Genomic DNA, 20,582 nt, shown 5'->3' with positions numbered 1-20,582 from the left:
GAGCCAAGAAGGGGTCGGAACGTTAACCGGCCGCAAAGAAACGACATCCCAAGGAGCTTACGCGTGAGCGAAGTGGCAAAGCTTGATCGTCATGACATCATCGGCATCGTCACCATCGACAGTCCGCCCGTCAATGCGCTGAGTGCCGCAGTTCGCGGCGGCATCCTGGACAACGTCAAGGCGGCGATCGACGATCCCGCAATCAAGGCCATCGTGCTGACCTGCGGCGGACGCACCTTCATTGCCGGCGCCGATATCACCGAGTTCGGCAAGCCGCCGAAGCCGCCGGCGCTCAACGACGTGCTGAGCACGATCGAGAACAGCCCCAAGCCGGTCATCGCGGCGATTCATGGAACGGCGCTGGGCGGTGGTCTCGAAGTGGCGCTCGCCTGTCATTATCGTGTCGCCACCAAGGAGGCGAAGCTCGGCCTGCCCGAGGTGAAGCTCGGCCTGCTGCCGGGCGCGGGCGGAACGCAGCGCCTGCCGCGCGCGGTGGGGCCGGAGCTCGCGGTCAAGATGATCGTCGCCGGTGATCCGATCGGCGCAGCCGAAGCGCTGAAGGCGGGCCTGATCGAGGAGATCGTCGAGGGGCCGGCATCGGGCGGCGAAGCCTTCGCGCGCAAGGTGGTGGCGGAGAACCGTCCGCTGCGCAAGCTGCGCGACGATGACTCCAAGATCGCCGCGGCCAAGGCCGATCGCTCGATCTTCACCAATGCGGTCGCTGCGATCACCAAGAAGTCGCGCGGGCTGGAGGCGCCGTTCGCGGCGGCCGATGCGGTCGGCTATGCGATCGATCTGCCGTTCGACGAGGGCTTGAAGCGGGAGCGCGAGGGCTTCCTCAAGCTGCTCACCAGCGACCAGTCCAAGGCGCAGCGCTACGCGTTCTTCGCCGAGCGCGAGGCGGCCAAGATTGCCGGCGTGCCCGAGGGCACGAAGGGCCGCAAGGTCGAGCGCGTCGCCATCATCGGCGCCGGCACCATGGGCGGCGGCATCGCGATGTCGTTCGCCAATGCCGGCATCCCGGTCACCCTGATCGAGACCGCCGAGGAGCAGCTCAAGCGCGGCATGGGCATCATGCAGAAGAACTGGGAGGCGACCGCCGCGCGCGGCGGCATTCCGGCGGACGCCCCGGCCAAGCGCATGGCGCTGATCGACGGCAAGGTCGGTCTCGAGAACGTCAAGGACGCCGACCTCGTCATCGAGGCGGTGTTCGAGACCATGGCCGTGAAGAAGGAAGTGTTCGGCAAGCTCGATCAATATGCCAAGCCGGGCGCGGTGCTGGCCTCGAACACTTCGTATCTGAACATCGACGCAATCGCCGCCGAGACCAGCCGTCCGCAGGACGTGCTCGGCATGCATTTCTTCTCGCCGGCCAACGTCATGAAGCTGTGCGAGATCGTGCGCGCGGAGAAGACCGCGCCGGACGCGCTCGTCACCGCCGTGTCGATCGCCCGCAAGATCGCCAAGGTGCCGGCCGTGGTCGGCGTCTGCGACGGCTTCGTCGGCAACCGCATGCTGGCGCAGCGTGGCAAGCAGGCCGAGAAGCTGTTGTTCGAAGGCGCGCTGCCGCAGCAGGTCGATGCCGTCGTCACCAAGTTCGGCATGCCGATGGGCCCGTTCGCGATGGGCGATCTCGCCGGCCTCGACATCGGCTGGCGCTCGCGCAAGGACCGCGGCATCAAGAGCGAGATCGCGGATGCGCTGTGCGAAGCCGGCCGCTTCGGCCAGAAGACCGGCAAGGGCTACTACAAATACGAGGCCGGCTCGCGTGCGCCGCTGCCGGATCCCGATGTCGAGAAGTTGATCGACGAGACGCTCGCCAAGCTCGGCCTCAAGCGCCGCGCGGTCAGCGACGAGGAGATCCTCGAGCGCATGATGTATCCGATGATCAACGAGGGCGCGAAGATCCTCGCCGAGGGCATCGCCGCGCGTCCGTCCGACATCGACGTTGTCTGGCTCTACGGCTATGGCTGGCCGATCTATCGCGGCGGCCCGATGTACTGGGCCGACAGCGTCGGCCTGAAGCACATTGCCGAGCGGCTGGCGTTCTATGCCAAGGAGACCAATGACCCGTCGCTGGAGCCAGCGCCGCTGCTGAAGAAGCTCGCCGACGAAGGCAAGACCTTCGCCTCGCTGGCGCAGGGGAAGGCCGCTTGAGGCGGCCCAACTATCACTCTGCGCCCGGCTGCGCTCCCCTCCCCCTTGCGGGGAGGGGTTGGGGGTCCACACGGGCAGTCTCGCCCGGGGCCGCCCCCCTCCCTGACCCTCCCCCACAAGGGGGGAGGGAACGGAGACAGCGGGGCCGTCTTACGCCAACGGACATTGAGCTCGCATGACCCATCCTGGCGAACAGTTCTATCCCGAAGGTGTCCGCTGGGATGCGCCGCTTGCGCGTGGCACCTTGCCGGATCTGCTGGCAAAGGCGGTCAGTGACTTCGGCAATGGCGACGCGCTGGAATTCCGCGACCGCCCCATCACTTTCAAGCAACTCGCGGCGCTCGTCGACCAGGCCGCCGCGGCGTTCCTGCGCGCCGGCTTCGGCAAGGGCGCGTCGATCGCGCTGTTCCTCGGCAATACGCCGGATCATCCGATCAACTTCTTCGGCGCGCTCAAGGCCGGCGCCCGCGTGGTGCACCTGTCGCCGCTCGATGGCGAGATCGCCTTGTCGCACAAGCTCAGCGATTCCGGCGCGCGCATTCTCGTCACGTCGAACCTATCAGCGCTGCTGCCGACCGCGTTGAAGTTCCTCGCCAAGGGACTGATCGATCGCCTGATCGTCTGCGAGGATGATGATTGGGGCAAAGTCGGCACGCCGCAGACGGCGCTGCCGGACAATCCCGCGGTGATTACGCACCGCGCCTTCGTCGAAGGCGCCGTTGCGCCTATGGCGTGGCCTTCGATCTCGCCAGACGACATCGCCCTGCTGCAATATACCGGCGGCACCACCGGCCTGCCCAAGGGTGCGATGCTGACCCATGGCAATCTCACCTCCGCGGTGTCGATCGCCGAAGTCTGGGGCCGCGCGACGCGTGCAAACGGTAACGGCTCCGACCGCGTGATCTGCGTCTTGCCGCTGTTCCACATCTATGCACTGACGGTGGTGCTGCTGACCTCGCTGCGCCTCGGCAGCCTGATCTCGCTGCACCAGCGCTTCGATCTCGACGCCGTGATGCGCGACATCGAGGTCAAGCGCGCGACCTATTTTCCCGGCGTGCCGACGATGTGGATCGCGATCGCCAACCTGCCCGATCTCGACAAGCGTGATCTGTCGTCGCTGACCAGCGTCGGCTCCGGCGGCGCGCCGCTGCCGGTCGAGGTCGCGCGCATCCTGGAGCGACGCGTCGGCATGAAGCTGAAGAGCGGCTGGGGCATGACCGAGACCTGCTCGCCCGGCACCGCCCATCCCAAGGGGGGCCCGGACAAGCCCGGCTCGATCGGGATCACGCTGCCCGGCATCGAGATGGACGTCGTGTCGCTCGAGGATCCCGCAAAGGTGCTCGGCGTGAACGAGGTCGGCGAGATCCGGATCAAGGGGCCGAACGTCACCAAGGGCTATTGGAACCGGCCGGAGGAAACGGCGCAGTCGTTCGTCGGCGATCATTTCCTGACCGGCGACATCGGCTATGTCGACGCCGACGGCTTCTACTTCCTGGTCGACCGCAAGAAGGACATGATCATTTCCGGCGGCTTCAACGTCTATCCGCAGATGATCGAGCAGGCGATCTACACCCATCCGGCGGTGCAGGAGGTCATCGTGATCGGTATTCCCGACGCCTATCGCGGCGAGGCGGCCAAGGCCTTCATCAAGCTGCGCGACGGCTTTGCGCCGTTCCCGGTCGAGGATCTCCGCGCCTTCCTCACCGGCAAGCTCGGCAAGCACGAGCTGCCGGCGGCCGTCGAGTTCGTCGACGAGCTGCCGCGCACTCCGGTCGGCAAGCTGTCGCGTCACGAATTGCGCCAGCAGCAATCACCCGCGTCTCACACCAAACATCCGTAACAACAACAGGAGGTCGCCCATGACCGATGCCGTCATCGTTTCCACCGCCCGCACGCCGATCGGCAAGGCCTATCGCGGCGCGCTCAACGCCACCGGCGGCGCGACGCTGCTCGGCCACGCCATCGGCGAGGCGGTCAAGCGCGCCAAAGTCGATCCCGCCGAAGTCGAGGATGTCGTGATGGGCGCCGCCCTGCAGCAGGGCTCGACCGGCGGCAACATCGCGCGAAAGGCGCTGCTGCGTGCCGGCCTGCCGGTGTCGGTCGGCGGCACCACGATCGACCGCCAATGCGCCTCCGGCCTGCAGGCCATCGCGCTCGCGGCGCGCTCGGTGATCTTCGACGGTGTCGAGATCGCAGTCGGCGGCGGCGGCGAATCGATCTCGCTGGTCCAGAACGACAAGATGAACAGCTTCCAGGCCACCGATCCGGCGCTGCTCGAGATCAAGGGCGACGTCTACATGCCGATGATCGACACCGCCGAGATCGTCGCCAAGCGCTACGGCATCTCCCGCGAACGGCAGGACGAATATGCGCTGGAGAGCCAGCGCCGCACCGCGGCCGCGCAGCAGGGCGGCAAGTTCAACGACGAGCTGGCGCCGATCACCACCAAGATGGCGGTCACCGACAAGGCCACCGGCAATGTCTCGTTCAAGGACGTCACCTTGTCGCAGGACGAGGGGCCGCGTCCCGAGACGACCGCCGAAGGTCTTGCCGGCCTCAAGGCCGTGCGCGGCGACGGCTTCTCGATCACCGCGGGTAATGCCAGCCAGCTCTCCGACGGCGCCTCGGCCTGCGTCATCATGAGCGACGCCACTGCGGCGAAGCGCGGCCTGCAGCCGCTCGGCATCTTCCGCGGCTTCGTCGCGCATGGCTGCGAGCCCGACGAGATGGGGATCGGCCCGGTGTTCGCGGTGCCGCGCCTGCTCAAGCGCCACGGGCTGACCGTCGACGACATCGGCCTGTGGGAGCTCAACGAGGCGTTCGCCGTGCAGGTGCTGTACTGCCGCGACAAGCTCGGCATCGACCCCGACAAGATCAACGTCAATGGCGGCGCCATCGCGGTCGGCCATCCCTACGGCATGTCGGGCGCGCGGCTCACCGGCCACGCCCTGATCGAAGGCCGCCGCCGCAAGGCCAAGTACGCCGTCGTCACCATGTGCGTCGGCGGCGGCATGGGCGCCGCCGGCCTGTTCGAGGTGCTGCAGTAACGAACGACCGAAATCCCACGCGCAACTCGCGCGGGATTTCACTCGGTGTCGTCCCGGGCAAGCGAAGCGCAGACCCGGGACCCATACCGCGTGATGTTGCTTGGGGCATGACGGCAGATGCCTGTGCTCTCAAACGACCGTCGGTGGTTATGGGTCCCGGCGTTCGCCGGGACGACGGCGGAACAAGACGAACGAACGCGATTCAAACTACACACGGGAGGATCCGATGGATCTTGCATTCACGAAGGAAGAGCAGGCGTTCCGCGAGGAAGTCCGGCAGTTCTTCAAGGACAACGTGCCGCCGGAGACACGGCGGAAGATGATCGAGGGCCGCCATCTGTCGAAGGACGAGATGGTGACCTGGTGGCGCATCCTCAACAAGAAGGGTTGGGGCGTCTCGCACTGGCCGACGGAATATGGCGGCACCGGCTGGACCTCGGTGCAGCACTACATCTTCAACGAGGAGCTGCAGGCCTATCCGGCGCCGCAGCCGCTCGCCTTCGGCGTCAGCATGGTCGGCCCGGTGATCTACACCTTCGGCAACGAGGCGCAGAAGAAGCAGTATCTGCCGCGCATCGCCAATGTCGACGACTGGTGGTGCCAGGGCTTCTCGGAGCCGGGCTCCGGCTCCGACCTGGCCTCGCTGAAGACCAAGGCCGAGCGCCGCGGCGACAAGTGGATCATCAACGGCCAGAAGACCTGGACCACCTTGGCCCAGCACGCCGACATGATCTTCTGCCTGTGCCGCACCGATCCTTCCGCGAAGAAGCAGATGGGCATTTCCTTCATCGTCTTCAGCATGAAGTCGAAGGGCGTCACGGTGCGTCCGATCCAGACCATCGATGGCGGCCACGAGGTCAACGAGGTGTTTTTCGACGACGTCGAGGTGCCCATCGAGAACCTGATCGGCGAGGAGAACAAGGGCTGGGACTACGCAAAATTCCTGCTCGGCAATGAGCGCACCGGCATCGCCCGTGTCGGCGTCTCCAAGGAGCGCATCCGCCGCATCAAGGAGCTCGCCGCCAAGATCGAGTCCGGTGGCCGTCCGGTGCTGGAAGACCCGTCGTTCCGCGAGAAGCTCACCGCATGCGAGGTCGAGCTCAAGGCGCTCGAGCTGACGCAGCTGCGCGTCGTCGCCGACGAGGGCAAGCACGGCAAGGGCAAGCCCAATCCGGCGTCTTCGGTGCTGAAGATCAAGGGCTCGGAGATCCAGCAGACCACCACCGAGCTGCTGATGGAGGTGATCGGCCCGTTCGCCGCGCCCTACGACATCCATGGCGACGACGACAGCAACGAGACCATGGATTGGACCGCCCAGATCGCGCCGAGCTACTTCAACAACCGCAAGGTCTCGATCTACGGCGGCTCCAACGAGATCCAGCGCAACATCATCGCCAAGGCGGTGCTGGGGCTCTGACCTGTGAGCCGCGGCGCCTCGACAACGCACGCCGTCATGGCCGGGCTTGACCCGGCCATCCACGCGCAGCCCTGCCCGGGCACGACGTGGATGCCCGCGACAAGCGCGGGCATGACGGAGAATGGGGATACTGGAGAGTCAACCAATGGATTTTGATCTCACCGAGGAGCAGCGTCTCCTCAAGGACAGCATCGACGGCCTGCTGGCGGATGCCTATGATTTCGACAAGCGCAAGCTCTACATGAAGGAGAAGGGCGGCTGGAGCCGCGCGATGTGGTCCAAGCTCGCCGAGCAGGGCCTGCTCGGTCTGCCGTTCTCCGAGGAAGACGGCGGCTTCGGCGCCGGCGGCGTCGAGACCATGATCGTGATGGAGGCGATGGGCCGCGCGCTGGTGCTCGAGCCTTACCTCGCCACGGTCGTGCTGGCCGGCGGCTTCCTCCGCCATGGCGGATCGGCGGCGCAGAAGGCCGCGCATCTGCCAGGGATCATCGACGGCAGCAAGACGTTCGCCTTCGCCCAGCTCGAGAAGCAGTCGCGCTACGACCTGTTCGATGTCGCCACCTCCGCCAAGAAGAAGGGCGACGGCTGGGTCATCGACGGCGAGAAGTTCGTCGTGCTCAATGGCGAAAACGCCGACACGCTGATCGTCACCGCGCGCACGGCTGGCGGCCAGCGCGACAAGTCCGGCATCGGCCTGTTCTTCGTGCCGGCGGATGCGAAGGGCGTCACCCGCAAGGGCTATCCGACCCAGGACGGCCTGCACGCCGCGGACATCACCTTCACCGGTGTGGAAGTCGGTGCCGACGCCGCGATCGGCGATCCTTCGAACGCCCTGCCGCTGATCGAACGCGTCGTGGACGAAGCCCGCATCGCACTGTGCGCGGAAGCCGTCGGTCTGATGGACGAGTCGCTCAAGACCACGGTCGAGTACATCAAGACGCGCAAGCAGTTCGGCGTCGCGATCGGCTCGTTCCAGTCGCTGCAGCATCGCGCCTCCGACATGTTCGTCGCGCTGGAGCAGGCCCGCTCGATGTCGATGTTCGCCACCATGGCCGCCGACTTCGACGACGCCAAGGAGCGCGCCACCTCGATCGCCGCGGCCAAGGTGCAGATCGGCAAGTCGGCCAAGTTCGTCGGCCAGCAGGCGATCCAGCTCCACGGCGGCATCGGCATGACGATGGAGGCCAAGATCGGCCACTACTTCAAGCGCCTGACCATGATCGAGAGCACCTTCGGTGACACCGACTACCACACGCGCCGCGTCAGCGAGGCGGGTGGGTTGATCTGAGATGGTCCGTCGTTGCCGGGCTTGACCCGGCAACCCATCGCTCCTTGATGATGGATGCGCGGGTCAAGCCCGCGCATGACGAGCGTGAGAGCCTACGCCGGCTCGGTTGTTTTGAGCCGTCATTGCGAGCGTAGCGAAGCAATCCAGGGCGTCACGCGTCGCCCTGGATTGCTTCGTCGCTTCGCTCCTCGCAATGACTCGGAGGAAGCAGAATATGATCCCCAATCCCTTCAACCTCTCCGGCCAGGTCGCCGTCATCACCGGCTCGAGCCGTGGCATCGGCCGTGCTTCCGCGGAGCTGCTGGCGCAGCTCGGCGCCAAGGTCGTGATCTCCAGCCGCAAGGCCGACGCCTGCGAGGAAGTGGCAAGCGGCATCCGCGCGAGCGGTGGCGAGGCCCACGTCATCCCCTGCAACATCTCGCGCCGCGCCGAGGTCGATGCGCTGATCGACGGCGCCGTCAACCGATACGGCCAGGTCGACATCCTCGTCTGCAATGCTGCGGTCAACCCGTATTACGGTCCGCTGCTCGACATCACCGACGAGGCCTTCGACAAGATCATGGCCTCCAACGTGAAGAGCAATCTCTGGCTCTGCGCCAAGGCGATCCCGCCGATGGCCGCGCGCGGCAAAGGCTCGGTCGTCATCGTGTCCTCGATCGGAGGACTGCGCGGCTCGACCGTGATCGGCGCCTACGGCATCTCCAAGGCCGCCGACTTCGCGCTGTGCCGCAGCCTCGCCGGCGAATGGGGCCCGCAAGGCGTGCGCATCAACTGCGTCGCGCCGGGCCTGATCAAGACCGACTTCGCCCGCGCGCTGTGGGAGGACGAAGTCCGCCTGAAACAGCGCTGCGCGACGACCCCGCTCCGCCGCATCGGCGAGCCGCACGAGATCGCCGGCGCGGTGGCGTATCTGGCGTCGGATGCCTCGACCTTCATGACGGGGCAGACCATCGTGGTCGACGGCGGCGTCACGACGGCGGCGGTGTAAAAATCTCTCCACACGATAGCCGCACCCTCTCCCCTTGTGGGAGAGGGTGGTTGCGCGAAGCGCAACCGGGTGAGGGGTCTCTCTCCGCGTACTCAGAGCGCGCATGTGGCGCCAACCGCTCACCCGAGTGAGCTTGCGGCTGTCGGCGGTGTGGCCCTCTCCCACAAGGGGAGAGGGCCCAGCCATGCGCAGCGCAGTGGTCCCAGCCAAGTTCGGACACGGGGTTGGATGCTCGTAAGGTGCGAACTCTCCACTTTTTCCAGAAGGACGTCGCGCGCTCCCAACCTCCTTGACCTTCCCCCGCCAATCCGCTTGCTTGTCGGCCCAACGTCGTCAACTCCCGGGAAGAAGCCCCATGTCCTTCGTGCTGGCCATCGATCAGGGCACCACGTCCTCGCGCGCGATCGTGTTCCGCTCCGACATCTCGATCGCCGCCGTCGCGCAGCAGGAATTCCCGCAGCATTTCCCGGCCTCGGGCTGGGTCGAGCACGAGCCGGAGGACATCTGGACCTCGACGGTGATGACCTGCCGCGACGCGCTGGAGAAGGCGGGACTGACGGCCAAGGACATCGCCGCGATCGGCATCACCAACCAGCGCGAGACCACCGTGGTGTGGGACCGCGCCACCGGCCAGGCCGTCCACCGCGCCATCGTCTGGCAGGACCGCCGCACGGCCGACATCTGCGCCAAGCTCAAGGCCGACGGTCACGAGCCCGAGGTCAGCGCCAGGACCGGCCTGATCATCGATCCCTATTTCTCCGGCACGAAGGTCGCATGGATCCTCGATCACGTGCCGGGCGCGCGCGAGCGCGCCGAGCGTGGCGAGCTGATGTTCGGCACCGTTGACTGCTACCTGCTGTGGCGGCTGACCGGCGGCAAGGTGCACGCCACCGATGCCACCAACGCCTCGCGCACGCTGCTGTTCAACATTCACACCGGGCAGTGGGACGATGCGCTGCTGAAGCTCTTGCGCGTGCCGCGCTCGATGCTGCCGGAGGTGAAAGATTCCTCGGCTGAGTTCGGCACCACCACGCCCGACCTGTTTGGCGGTCCGATCAAGGTCGCGGGCATCGCCGGCGACCAGCAGGCGGCGACCATCGGCCAGGCCTGCTTCACGCCGGGCATGATGAAGTCCACTTACGGCACTGGCTGCTTCGCGCTGCTCAATACCGGTGCCACGCCGGTGAAATCGAACAACAAGCTGCTGACGACCATCGCCTATCAGCTCGACGGCGTCCGGACCTACGCGCTCGAAGGCTCGATCTTCGTCGCCGGCTCGGCCGTGCAATGGCTGCGCGATGGGCTCGGCATCATCAAGCATGCCGCCGAAACCGGTCCGCTCGCCGACAAGTCCGACTCGATGCAGTCGGTCTATCTGGTGCCGGCCTTCGTCGGCCTCGGCGCACCGTATTGGAATCCGCGCGTGCGCGGCGCGCTGTTCGGCCTGACCCGCAACACCGGCCCCGCCGAGCTCGCGCATGCCACGCTGGAGAGCGTGTGCTACCAGACCTACGATCTGTGGGCCGCGATGCGCGCCGACTGGCCCGATGCGTCCGCAGCCACGATCGTGCTGCGCGTCGACGGCGGCATGACCGCATCGGACTGGACCATGCAGCGTCTCGCCGACCTGCTCGACGCACCAGTCGACCGTCCGATGATTCAGGAGACCACCGCGCTCGGCGCCGCTTATCTCGCCGGCCTCAACGCCGGCGTCTATCCGGAGCCGGAAAAGTTCGCCGACAATTGGCGGCTCGAGCACCGCTTCCGGCCGGCGATGAGCGCGGCCACGCGGGAGCGCAAGCTCGCCGGCTGGGCCCGCGCCGTGAAGGGCGTGCTGGCGAGCGACGAGGGCGAGTAGGTGAACGGCATGTCGGTCCCCGACGGCCACTACGACGTTCCACACGGCAAGGTCGCGGCCGTGGTGACCTCGCTGGAAATGGTGGCGCCGCCGGTGTTGCCGCCGGATCCGATCGGCGACTGGAGCATTCGCCGCGTCGCGCAGCCCGATCTCGATTGGTACCGCGACCTCTATGCCCGCGTCGGCTGGGAGTGGCTGTGGTCGCAGCGCACGCGGATGAGCGATGCGGAGCTTGCCAAGACAGTTCGCGCCGACGGAGTCGAGATCTACACCTTGGCGCATGACGGCGGTGACGAAGCCCTGCTGGAGCTCGACTTCCGCAACAAGACCGATTGCGAGCTGGTGCTGTTCGGCGTCACCGACAGGCTGATCGGCACCGGCGCCGGACGCCTGCTGATGAACCATGCGCTGCGCCGCGCCTGGGCGCAGCCGCTGACGCGGCTCTGGGTCCACACCTGCAGCTTCGATCATCCGCGCGCGCTGGCCTTCTACCAGCGCTCCGGCTTCCGCCCCTATCGCCGCCAGATCGAGATCGCCCCCGATCCCCGCCTCGACGGTACCCTGCCGCGTTCTGTCGCCGCGCATGTGCCGCTGCTCGCCTGAACGTGGCAGCTGACAACGGCGCCGAACGGCGCTTCAATGCGCCGCACAGGAGGATAACCGATGTTCCTGATCGGCCAATACGACTCGCCTTTCGTCCGCCGCACCGCGATCGCACTCGAGCTCTACGGCATCCCGTTCGAGCACAAGCCGTGGTCGACCTTCGGCGATGCCGACAAGATCGCGCCGTACAATCCGCTGCTCCGGGTGCCGGTGCTGGTGCTCGATGACGGCGAGGCGCTGATCGATTCGGCGGCGATCCTCGATCACCTCGATGAGGCCGTCGGGCCCGAGCGTGCGATGCTGGCGCGCAGCGGCGCGCCGCGCCGCAGGCAGCTGCATACGATCGCGCTCGCGACCGGTCTCGGCGACAAGGCCGTCAGCCTGATCTATGAGCGCGTGCTGCGCAAGGACCGCCTGGCCCTGTGGGTCGCGCGTTGCGAGACGCAGATCTCCGGCGTGCTGGCGATGCTGGAGGCGGAGCGCGCCGCCGCGACGACGGATTATTGGTATGGCGAGCGCATCGGCCACGCGGACATCGCCGTCGCCTGCGTCCTGCGCTTCACCCGCGAGGCGCATCCGCATCTGTTCGACGCGACGCGTTACCCGGCGCTGGCTACGCACGCCGCCCGCTGTGAGGCGCTGTCGCCATTCCAGGCTTTCGTCCAGCCACTGGCGCCGCCGAGCGGGGATTGAGCTCGTTGAAGCGAGCCGTCGCCCCGGCGATGGTGCGCTCCTTCTCCCGTTCCTCACGGGGAGAGGGGCAGCCGCACGAGAAGTGTCAGCGGAAAGACCTGCACCCCCTCACCCGGATTGCATCTGGCGATGCAATCCGACCTCTCCCCGCAAGCGGGGCGAGGTGCACCGCGCCAGCGGCGAGAGATGTTCTCACCTCAGCCCGCCAGGAGAAGCTGTGCAGCCAGGCGCGGAGCGCAGTCGAGCCATCAGCCCTCACGGCCTGAAATACACGTCCACCTTCATGCCCACCGCGAACGGACCCGGCTCGGCGAGATCGACCAGCACTTCCACCACGTCGACATCGGTCATGTTGCGCTGGCTGAGCGCAGCCGTGCGGCTGCTCTCGACCAGCGGGGCGATGGCGGCGACCTTGCCGGCGACGTCGCGGCCCCGGAAGGCGTCGGAGCGGACCACGGCCTGCTGGCCGACCTTGATCTTGTCGAGGTCGCGCTGGTCGAGCTCGGCGCGCACGCGCAGCGAGGACGTATCGCCGAGCAGCACCAGCGGTGGCGTTGTCTGCGGCGAAGCGATCTCGCCGGTGCGCGCATTGACCTGCAGCACCGCGCCGTCGAGCGGCGCGCGGATGGTGAGCTTTTCCAACGTGGCGCGGGCGCCCTGCAGTTCGCTGCGGGCGACGTTGAGCTGGCCCTCGGCGCTGACCGGCAGCGGCGCATCCGCGGTGACCTTGCGCAGCTCGTCGGCCTGCTGCTCCAGCTTCGCCTGCGCGGCTGTCAGTTGCGTGCGTGCGGTGTCGACATCGGCATCGGCGCCGCGCCCGGCGCGCCGCTCGGCCACGGCCTTGTCGAGCGCAGCACGCGCGTCGAACACCGCCGCCTGCGCATCGGCGAGGCCGTCTTCGGCGCGGCGCCGCGGACCCGCGCCAGACGGCGTCGACTCCTTGTTGCGCACGCGCTTGCGCATCGCGACCTGCGCCTCGGCGCTGGCGAGCTGCGCGCGGGCTTCGGCGTCGCCGAGCCGCACCAGCGCCTGGCCGGCGAACACGGTCTCGTTCGGCTTGACCAGCACCTCCTGGATCGGCCCGACCACTGGCGCGCCAAGCTTGATCAGGCCGGATGCCGGCTCGACCCGGCCGGGTGCGACGGCCAGCCAGCGTTCCTCCTGGGCATTGGCGGCGCGCGCTGTCGGTGGAATCGAGGTCGGCGTGACGATGATCGCCAATGCAGCCGCGGCGACGAGCCCGAGCAGGTGAGCGCGTTCTGGAATTCCCGATATCATGCGTGCGAGACTTTCTTCATGGACTCGCCGCCGCTCTCCTCGCGGACGATGCGGCCGTCCTCGATGTGGATGACGCGATTGGCAAACGGCAGAATGCGCGGATCGTGCGTCACCACCAGCACCGCGCGCGACGGATCCCTGGCGATATCGGCGAGCAGGGTCATGATCGCCTGGCCGTTGGCGGTATCGAGTGCGCCGGTCGGCTCGTCGGCGAGAATGACCTGCGTCTTGCCGACGATGGCGCGGGCGATCGCGACGCGCTGCTGCTCGCCGCCCGAGAGCTGGCGCGGGAACGACCGCTTCTTCGGGCCGAGGCCGACCCTGTCGAGCACCTCGCGCGCCGCCTTCTTCGCCGCCCGCGCGCGCTCGCCGCGGACGTCGAGCGCGAGCCGGACGTTGTCCTCGGCGTTCAGCGTCGGAAACAGATGATAGGATTGGAAGATGAAGCCGATGCGCTCGCGGCGCAGCTTCGCCAGCGCCTCGGGATCGAGCCCCGCGACCGGCTGGCTGGCAACCCGCACGGTTCCGCCATCCGGCGTCATCAGGCAGCCCAGGATCGACAGCAGCGTCGTCTTGCCGCTGCCCGAGGGACCCATCAGCAGCGCCAGCTCGCCGCCCTTCAGCGACAGGCTCACGCCCTTCAGCGCCTGCACCCGGCCGGCCCCCTGGCCGAGGTGATGCACGAGATCGGTGGCCTCGAGCACGGTCTCGGTCATCGCGAGAACACCAGCGTCGGATCGATGCGCATGACCTTGAGGATCGCCGCGATCGCCGAGCCGATGCACATCGTCACCGTCAGCACGAACAGCGCGACCGTCAGCGCCGGCGTCATGATGACCGGCAGCGCCGATTCCGCCGTCGCCGCCGCCACGATCTTGCCGATGCCGGCGGCACCGGCGAAGCCGACGATGGCGCTGAGCAGCGCCTGCCAGATGATGACGGTGTAGATGTAGCGGCTGGTCGAGCCGATCGCGCGCAGCGTCGCGAACTCGTTGATATGATCCTTTGTGCTGGAATAGAGCGTCTGCGCCACGATCACGGTGCCGACGATCAGTCCCAGCAGCGCGCCGGCGAACAGCGCCGCGCCGGCGCCGGTGCCGAACAGCCAGAACGAGCGGCTGCGGTTGCGGAACTCGGCTGCGGTGAGCACATCGACATTGCCGAGATTGCCGCGCAGCGCCTGCTGCACCGTGCCTGGATCGGCATCGGGCGTCAGCTTCACCAGCAGATAGGACGCCTTGTTCGGCGCGATGCCGGTATAGGTCCGCGCGCGCTCCACGTCGGTAAAAACGTAAGGCGTCGTCGTGAACGAGCGGATGCCCTTGGTCACCGCCATCACCTGCACCTTGCGATCGCGCAGCTCCGCGGCCTGCTCGACGCCGGTGATGCCGAGCCGCTCGAAATAGGTCCGGTCGATCGCGACCGCGCCCGGCACCGACAGGTCGTCCAGCCGTCCCTCCACCACGTTCCAGGGATGCAGCCCGAGTCCGCGCAGCTCCGAGCCGACCACGAAGACCGGCGTCGTCGTGCCCTGCGGCAGCCGCCATTGCGCATAGCCGATCACCAGCGGCGTCGCCTCCGCCACGCCGGGAACCGCAAGCGCGCGAAACCGCTGCCGCTCGTCGAGCAGCGAGGGGTCCTCGAAGCATTTGGTGCCGACTGGCATGATCCACAGCTCGGCCGGGGAGTGGTCGATCATGGTCGTGACCATCCGGCGGAAGCCGACATAGAGACCCATCTGCACGGTCACCAGCACGATCGAGAAGATGATGCCGATGATGGTCGCGATGAAGCGCAGCCTGTCATGGAACAGGTTTCGCGACGCAAGCCTGAACTGCAACGACATGAACCAAAACCACCCGAAGGCCCCGGGCCTATTTCAGCCGGTTACGGCGGCGATGTCCACGCCGCATCGCCTGGCGGCGACTGTGGCGCTTTGTCATTCGGAGCGGTCGTGGCGCTGGAGACACGGAGGATGGCTCCAACCCTCGGTGTCGCGAACGCCGATGAGAGGCGAGAGCCGTCCGCCATCACGAGGTGTCGTCCCGGCGAACGCAGGGACCCATAACCCCGGAAAGTTGTTGGTGAGCTCGGTCTCCGCGATCGCGTACGACCGATACATCACGCGGTATGGGTCCCCGCGTTCGCCGGGACGACAGTTGTGGGCGTGGTGACTGCGCCGGCTACTTCGCGCCGACCGCCTTCTTGCGCCAGGCCAGATGCACGGCGCAGGTGCAGCCGGCCGGATGACTGGCGAGCTCCGCGGGCGCGGCGTCGTTGGCTGCTGCGGGAGCGGGCGCAGCGGTTGCGCGAGGCGTCTCTGCCTGCTGGCCGCCCCTCGCCGGGATGTAGTTCAGGATCGGCGCCAGCCAGCGCTCGACCTCGGTCACCGTCATGCCCTTGCGCGCGGCGTAGTCCTCGACCTGGTCGCGCTCGATCTTGCCGACGCCGAAATAGAAGCTCTCCGGCGAGGCGAAATAGAGGCCCGAGACCGACGAGCCCGGCCACATCGCAAAGCTCTCGGTCAAGCGGACGCCGGCATTCTTCTCGGCATCGAGCAGCTCGAACAAGGTCGCCTTCTCGGTGTGGTCGGGCTGCGCCGGATAGCCGGGGGCCGGGCGGATGCCCTGATACTTCTCCAGGATCAGGTCATCGGCGGAGAGCGCCTCGTCCGGGGCGTAGGCCCAGAACTCGCGGCGGACGCGGGCATGCAGGCGTTCGGCAAAGGCTTCGGCGAGGCGGTCGGCCAGTGCCTTGACCAGGATCGAGGAGTAGTCGTCATTGGCGTTCTTGAAGCGGTCGGCGACGGCGTCCTCGCCGAGGCCCGTCGTGACGACGAAGCCGCCGACATAGTCCGGCACGCCGGCATCCACAGGCGCGACGAAATCGGACAACGCGGTGTTGAAGCGGCCCTCGCGCTTCTCGAGTTGCTGCCGCAGCGTGTGCAGCGTCGCGATCTCCTGGGTGCGGCCGTCGTCGGCATAGAGCACGATGTCGTCGCCGACGGCGTTCGCCGGCCAGAAGCCGATCACGGCGCGCGCCGTGAACCACTTCTCGTCGACGATGCGCTCGAGCATCTTCAGCGCGTCGTCATACAGCGCCCGCGCGGCCTCGCCGACCTTGGCATCGTCGAGGATGCCAGGAAAACGACCGGCGAGCTCCCAGGTCTGGAAGAACGGAGTCCAGTCGATATAGGGCACGAGCTCGGCGAGGTCATAGTCGACGAACGTCTTGGTGCCGAGGAAGGTCGGCTTCACCGGCTTCGCCTTGGCGAAGTCGATCTTCGGCGCGTTGGCGCGGGCGTCCGCGAGCTTCAGCCGCTTCTTGTCGGCCTGGCCGCGCAGATGCGCCGCGGCGATCTTCTGATACTCGCTGCGAACCTCCGTGGCGTAGGCATCCTTGCGCTCCGGCGACAGCAGTGAGGAGGCGACGCCGACGGCGCGGCTGGCGTCGTTGACGTGAACGACCGGGCCATTCTGGTAGTTCGGATCGATCTTGACCGCAGTATGGACGCGGCTCGTTGTGGCGCCGCCGATCAGCAGCGGCACATTGAGACCCTGGCGCTCCAGCTCGGACGCCAGATAGGCCATCTCGTCGAGCGAAGGCGTGATCAGGCCGGACAGGCCGACGATGTCGGCGTTCTCGGCCTTCGCCGTCTCGATGATCCTGGCCGCGGGCACCATGACGCCGAGGTCGATGACCTCGAAATTGTTGCACTGGAGCACGATGCCGACGATGTTCTTGCCGATGTCGTGGACGTCGCCCTTGACGGTGGCGAGCACGATCTTGCCGGCGTTGGAGCGCTCATTGCCGCGGCCCTTGTTGGCGGCCTTCTCCGCCTCCATGAACGGCATCAGATAGGCGACTGCCTGCTTCATCACGCGCGCCGACTTCACCACCTGCGGCAGGAACATCTTGCCGTCGCCGAAGAGGTCGCCGACCACGTTCATGCCGGCCATCAGCGGGCCTTCGATGACGTCGAGCGGCCGGGTCGCGGCGGCGCGGGCCTCTTCGGTGTCCATATCGATGAACTCGGTGATCCCATGCACCAGCGCGTGGCTCAGCCGCTTGCCGACCGGCCATTCGCGCCACGCGAGATCGGCCTCCTTGGTCTGCTTGCCCTGGCCGCGAAACTTCTCTGCCAGCGCCAGCAGCCGCTCGGACGCGCCGGGGTCGCGGTTGAGCACGACGTCCTCGCACACCTGGCGCAGCTCCGGATCGATGTCGTCATAGACGATCATCTGGCCGGCATTGACGATGCCCATGTCCATGCCCGCCTTGATGGCGTGATACAGGAACACCGAATGCATGGCTTCGCGCACCGGCTCGTTGCCGCGGAACGAGAAGGAGAGATTGGACACGCCGCCGGAAATGTGGGCATGCGGCAGGTTATGGCGGATCCAGCGTGTCGCTTCGATGAAGTCGACGCCGTAGTTATTGTGCTCTTCCAGCCCGGTAGCGATCGCGAAGATGTTCGGATCGAAGATGATGTCTTCCGGTGGGAAGCCGACCGTCTCGACCAGGATCTTGTAGGCGCGGGCGCAGATCTCGGTCTTGCGCTGATAGGTGTCGGCCTGGCCGGTCTCGTCGAATGCCATCACCACGACCGCGGCGCCGTGCCGGCGCGCGATCTTCGCTTCGTGAATGAACTTCTCCTCGCCCTCCTTGAGCGAGATCGAGTTCACCACCGGCTTGCCCTGCACGCATTTCAGGCCGGCCTCGATGACGTGGAATTTCGAGGAGTCGACCATCACCGGCACGCGGGCGATGTCCGGCTCGGCGGCGACGAGGTTGAGGAAGGTCCGCATCGCGGCTTCCGAATCGAGCAGGCCCTCGTCCATGTTGACGTCGATGACCTGGGCGCCGTTCTCGACCTGGTCGCGCGCGACCTGCAGCGCCGCGGTGTAGTCGCCGGCGGTGATCAGCTTGCGGAATTTCGCCGAGCCGGTGACGTTGGTGCGCTCGCCGACATTGACGAAGGGAATGGCGGGCGTCAGCTCGAACGGCTCCAGGCCCGACAGCCGCAGCCGCGGCGCGATCTCGGGCACGGCGCGCGGCTTGTGCGGGGCAACGGCGGCGGCGATCGCGGCGATATGGTCGGGGGTGGTGCCGCAGCAGCCGCCGACGATGTTGACGAGGCCGGCCGACGCGAACTCGCCGATCAGTCGCGCCATGTAGGCCGGCGTCTCGTCGTACTGGCCGAACTCGTTGGGCAGGCCGGCATTGGGATAGGCGCAGACCAGCGTGTCGGCGACGCGGCCGATGTCGGCGACATGCGCGCGCAGATCCTCGGCGCCGAGCGCACAGTTGAAGCCGATGGTCAGCGGCTTGGCATGACGGACCGAATTCCAGAACGCCTCCGGCATCTGGCCCGAGAGCAGGCGGCCGGACTTGTCGGTGATGGTGCCCGAGATCATCACGGGCACGTCGATGCCGCGCTCCTCGCAGAGCTCGGCGATGGCGTACAGCGCCGCCTTGGCGTTGAGCGTGTCGAAAATGGTCTCGAGCAGCAGGATGTCGGCGCCGCCATCCAAGAGCCCGCGCGCCTGCTCGCCATAGGCGAGCCGGAGATCGTCGAAGGTCACGGCGCGGTAGCCGGGGTTCGACACGTCAGGCGAGATCGAGGCGGTGCGGTTGGTCGGACCCATCGCGCCGGCAACGAAGCGCTGTTTGCCGTCCTCGGCGGCGACGCGGGTCGCGGCATTGCGCGCGAGCCGGGCGCCCTCGCGGTTGAGCTCGTAGATGATGTCGGAGAGGTCGTAATCGGCCTGCGCGATCGAGGTCGCCGAGAACGTATTGGTGGCGACGATATCGGCCCCGGCGCGCAGATATTGCGCGTGGATGTCCTCGATGGCGTCGGGCTGCGTGAGGATCAGCAGGTCGTTGTTGCCGCGGAGGTCACGATGGAAGTCGCGGAACCGCTCGCTGCGGAAGGCGGCCTCGTCGAGCTGCAGCGCCTGGATCATCGTGCCCATGGCGCCGTCGAGAATCAGGATGCGCTCGCGGGCAGCGTCAAGGAAGGCGGTACGCGCTGGAGATACAGGGGCGGACATCAGGCGGCAGCCTTGTTGGCGGACTTCGGACGGATGCCGAGCAGATGGCTGATCGCGAACACGAGGTCGGCGCGGTTCATGGTGTAGAAATGGAAGGTGTCGACGCCATGCTTGGCGAGCTTTTGCACCTGGCCTGCGGCGACGGTCGCCGCGACCAGCTTGCGGGTCTCGGGATCGTCGTCGAGACCGTCGAATTTTTCGGCCAGCCAGTCCGGCACCGTCGTGCCGGCGCGGGTCACGAAGCCGCGCGCCTGCTTGAAATTGTGCATCGGCATGATGCCGGGCACGATCGGGATCGTAATGCCGCGGGCGCGGACACGGTCGAGGTATCGGAAGTAGAGATCGTTGTCGAAGAACACCTGGGTGATGGCGCGGGTGGCGCCGGCGTCAACCTTGGCCTTGAGCATGTCGATGTCGGCGTCGAAGTCGCGGCTCTCGGGGTGCTTCTCCGGATAGGCCGAGACCGAGACCTCGATATCGGGATGGCGCTTCTTGATGCCGGCGATCAGCTCGGGCGAGCTCTGATAGCCTTCGGCATGGGTGTAGTAGGGCGTGCCGATGCCGCCGGGCGGATCGCCGCGCAGCGCCACAATGTGGCGGACGCCGACCTCGTGATAGCGGTCGACGACCTCGTCGATCTCGTGGCGCGAAGCGCCGACGCAGGTGAGATGCGCCGCCGGCAGCAGCGCGGTTTCCTTCAGGATGCGCGCGATCGTGGCGTGGGTGCGCTCGCGCGTCGAGCCGCCGGCACCATAGGTCACCGAGACGAAGCTCGGCTCCAGCGGGGCGAGGCGCTCGATCGAGGCCCACAGCGTCCGGTCCATCTCCTCGGTCTTCGGCGGGAAGAACTCGAACGAGATCTTCGGCCGGGGAATCGCGGTGTGGCCGTCGGCAATGGCGGTGGCGAGGTCGGTCATGGCAACGCAGGTTCCGGCTGGGGCGTAAATTTCAACTCAAGAGGGGATCGGCCTCTGGATGTGCCAAGATAAGGGAAGGGCGCTGCAATAAACAGCCCACCAGAAATGGGATTTGGCCCACTGATATGGCAAGAAGCGGATTTTTGAGGAGCTATTGGAAATGCATAGTGGGACGATAAAGGTAAACAATATCAAAGGTTATCGATTATGGCGAAGGGGTTTTTATCAATTATGAATGTGGGATAGTTTGGTTTCGTTGATGTATACAATCGTATTGTCCCAA

General features: G+C 66.8%; 14 protein-coding genes. 9 read left to right on the top strand and 5 right to left on the bottom strand.

From position 1 onward, the window contains the following. Nucleotides 1-63: 63 nt before the first annotated feature. From ACQR10_RS25270 to ACQR10_RS25230, 9 genes are all read left to right on the top strand, one after another. On the top strand, nucleotides 64-2,157 hold the full coding sequence (locus ACQR10_RS25270; protein ID WP_315805744.1) for a 3-hydroxyacyl-CoA dehydrogenase NAD-binding domain-containing protein: 2,094 nt from the start codon (nucleotides 64-66) through the stop codon (nucleotides 2,155-2,157). A gap of 175 nt (nucleotides 2,158-2,332) precedes the next feature. Beyond that, nucleotides 2,333-3,997 (top strand): dicarboxylate--CoA ligase PimA, encoded by a 1,665-nt coding sequence (pimA, locus tag ACQR10_RS25265; RefSeq protein WP_316216442.1) that lies wholly within the window; start codon nucleotides 2,333-2,335, stop codon nucleotides 3,995-3,997. A 19-nt stretch (nucleotides 3,998-4,016) separates the two neighbouring features. Next, nucleotides 4,017-5,204 carry an acetyl-CoA C-acyltransferase gene (locus ACQR10_RS25260; protein ID WP_315805746.1) on the top strand — a complete coding sequence of 396 codons (1,188 nt, stop codon included), beginning with the start codon at nucleotides 4,017-4,019 and terminating at the stop codon, nucleotides 5,202-5,204. A gap of 226 nt (nucleotides 5,205-5,430) precedes the next feature. Further along, the gene (pimC, locus tag ACQR10_RS25255) at nucleotides 5,431-6,621 is read left to right on the top strand and encodes a pimeloyl-CoA dehydrogenase large subunit (RefSeq protein ID WP_316216443.1); all 1,191 of its coding nucleotides are present in this window, start codon (nucleotides 5,431-5,433) and stop codon (nucleotides 6,619-6,621) included. Between the two features lie 145 nt (nucleotides 6,622-6,766). Then, nucleotides 6,767-7,909: a pimeloyl-CoA dehydrogenase small subunit gene (gene pimD / locus ACQR10_RS25250; protein WP_316216444.1), complete on the top strand. Its 1,143-nt coding sequence runs from the start codon at nucleotides 6,767-6,769 to the stop codon at nucleotides 7,907-7,909. Nucleotides 7,910-8,123: 214 nt separating this feature from the next. Further along, the gene (locus tag ACQR10_RS25245) at nucleotides 8,124-8,897 is read left to right on the top strand and encodes an SDR family NAD(P)-dependent oxidoreductase (RefSeq protein ID WP_316216445.1); all 774 of its coding nucleotides are present in this window, start codon (nucleotides 8,124-8,126) and stop codon (nucleotides 8,895-8,897) included. A 355-nt stretch (nucleotides 8,898-9,252) separates the two neighbouring features. Next, entirely contained in the window at nucleotides 9,253-10,755 is a 1,503-nt protein-coding gene (gene glpK, locus ACQR10_RS25240) for a glycerol kinase GlpK (RefSeq protein ID WP_316216448.1), read from the top strand. 9 nt (nucleotides 10,756-10,764) lie between these two features. Next, nucleotides 10,765-11,358: a GNAT family N-acetyltransferase gene (locus ACQR10_RS25235; RefSeq protein ID WP_315805751.1), complete on the top strand. Its 594-nt coding sequence runs from the start codon at nucleotides 10,765-10,767 to the stop codon at nucleotides 11,356-11,358. A gap of 60 nt (nucleotides 11,359-11,418) precedes the next feature. Beyond that, a complete protein-coding gene (locus tag ACQR10_RS25230) occupies nucleotides 11,419-12,051 on the top strand; it encodes a glutathione S-transferase family protein (protein ID WP_315805752.1) in 633 nt (210 codons plus the stop codon). A 255-nt stretch (nucleotides 12,052-12,306) separates the two neighbouring features. On the opposite strand, the gene ACQR10_RS25225 is transcribed toward ACQR10_RS25230, so the two are convergent. The 5 genes from ACQR10_RS25225 to metF form a co-directional block, all read right to left on the bottom strand. After that, nucleotides 12,307-13,329, bottom strand: a complete 1,023-nt coding sequence (locus ACQR10_RS25225) for an HlyD family secretion protein (RefSeq protein WP_316216449.1) — start codon at nucleotides 13,327-13,329, stop codon at nucleotides 12,307-12,309. Next, a complete protein-coding gene (locus ACQR10_RS25220; protein ID WP_315805754.1) occupies nucleotides 13,326-14,045 on the bottom strand; it encodes an ABC transporter ATP-binding protein in 720 nt (239 codons plus the stop codon). The genes ACQR10_RS25225 and ACQR10_RS25220 overlap by 4 nt, the downstream gene beginning before the upstream one ends. Beyond that, on the bottom strand, nucleotides 14,042-15,175 hold the full coding sequence (locus tag ACQR10_RS25215) for an ABC transporter permease (RefSeq protein WP_316216450.1): 1,134 nt from the start codon (nucleotides 15,173-15,175) through the stop codon (nucleotides 14,042-14,044). The genes ACQR10_RS25220 and ACQR10_RS25215 overlap by 4 nt, the downstream gene beginning before the upstream one ends. A gap of 337 nt (nucleotides 15,176-15,512) precedes the next feature. Beyond that, entirely contained in the window at nucleotides 15,513-19,382 is a 3,870-nt protein-coding gene (metH, locus tag ACQR10_RS25210; RefSeq protein WP_316216451.1) for a methionine synthase, read from the bottom strand. Further along, nucleotides 19,382-20,299, bottom strand: coding sequence for a methylenetetrahydrofolate reductase [NAD(P)H] (gene metF / locus ACQR10_RS25205; protein ID WP_315805757.1), 918 nt, complete (start codon nucleotides 20,297-20,299; stop codon nucleotides 19,382-19,384). The genes metH and metF overlap by 1 nt, the downstream gene beginning before the upstream one ends. Nucleotides 20,300-20,582: the final 283 nt, after the last annotated feature.

This window comes from Bradyrhizobium sp. HKCCYLRH2060, assembly GCF_051168135.1.
In the GTDB taxonomy this organism is placed as follows: domain Bacteria; phylum Pseudomonadota; class Alphaproteobacteria; order Rhizobiales; family Xanthobacteraceae; genus Bradyrhizobium.
Note: the sequence above shows the minus strand (reverse complement) of the source record. Positions and strands in the feature narration are given on the sequence as shown.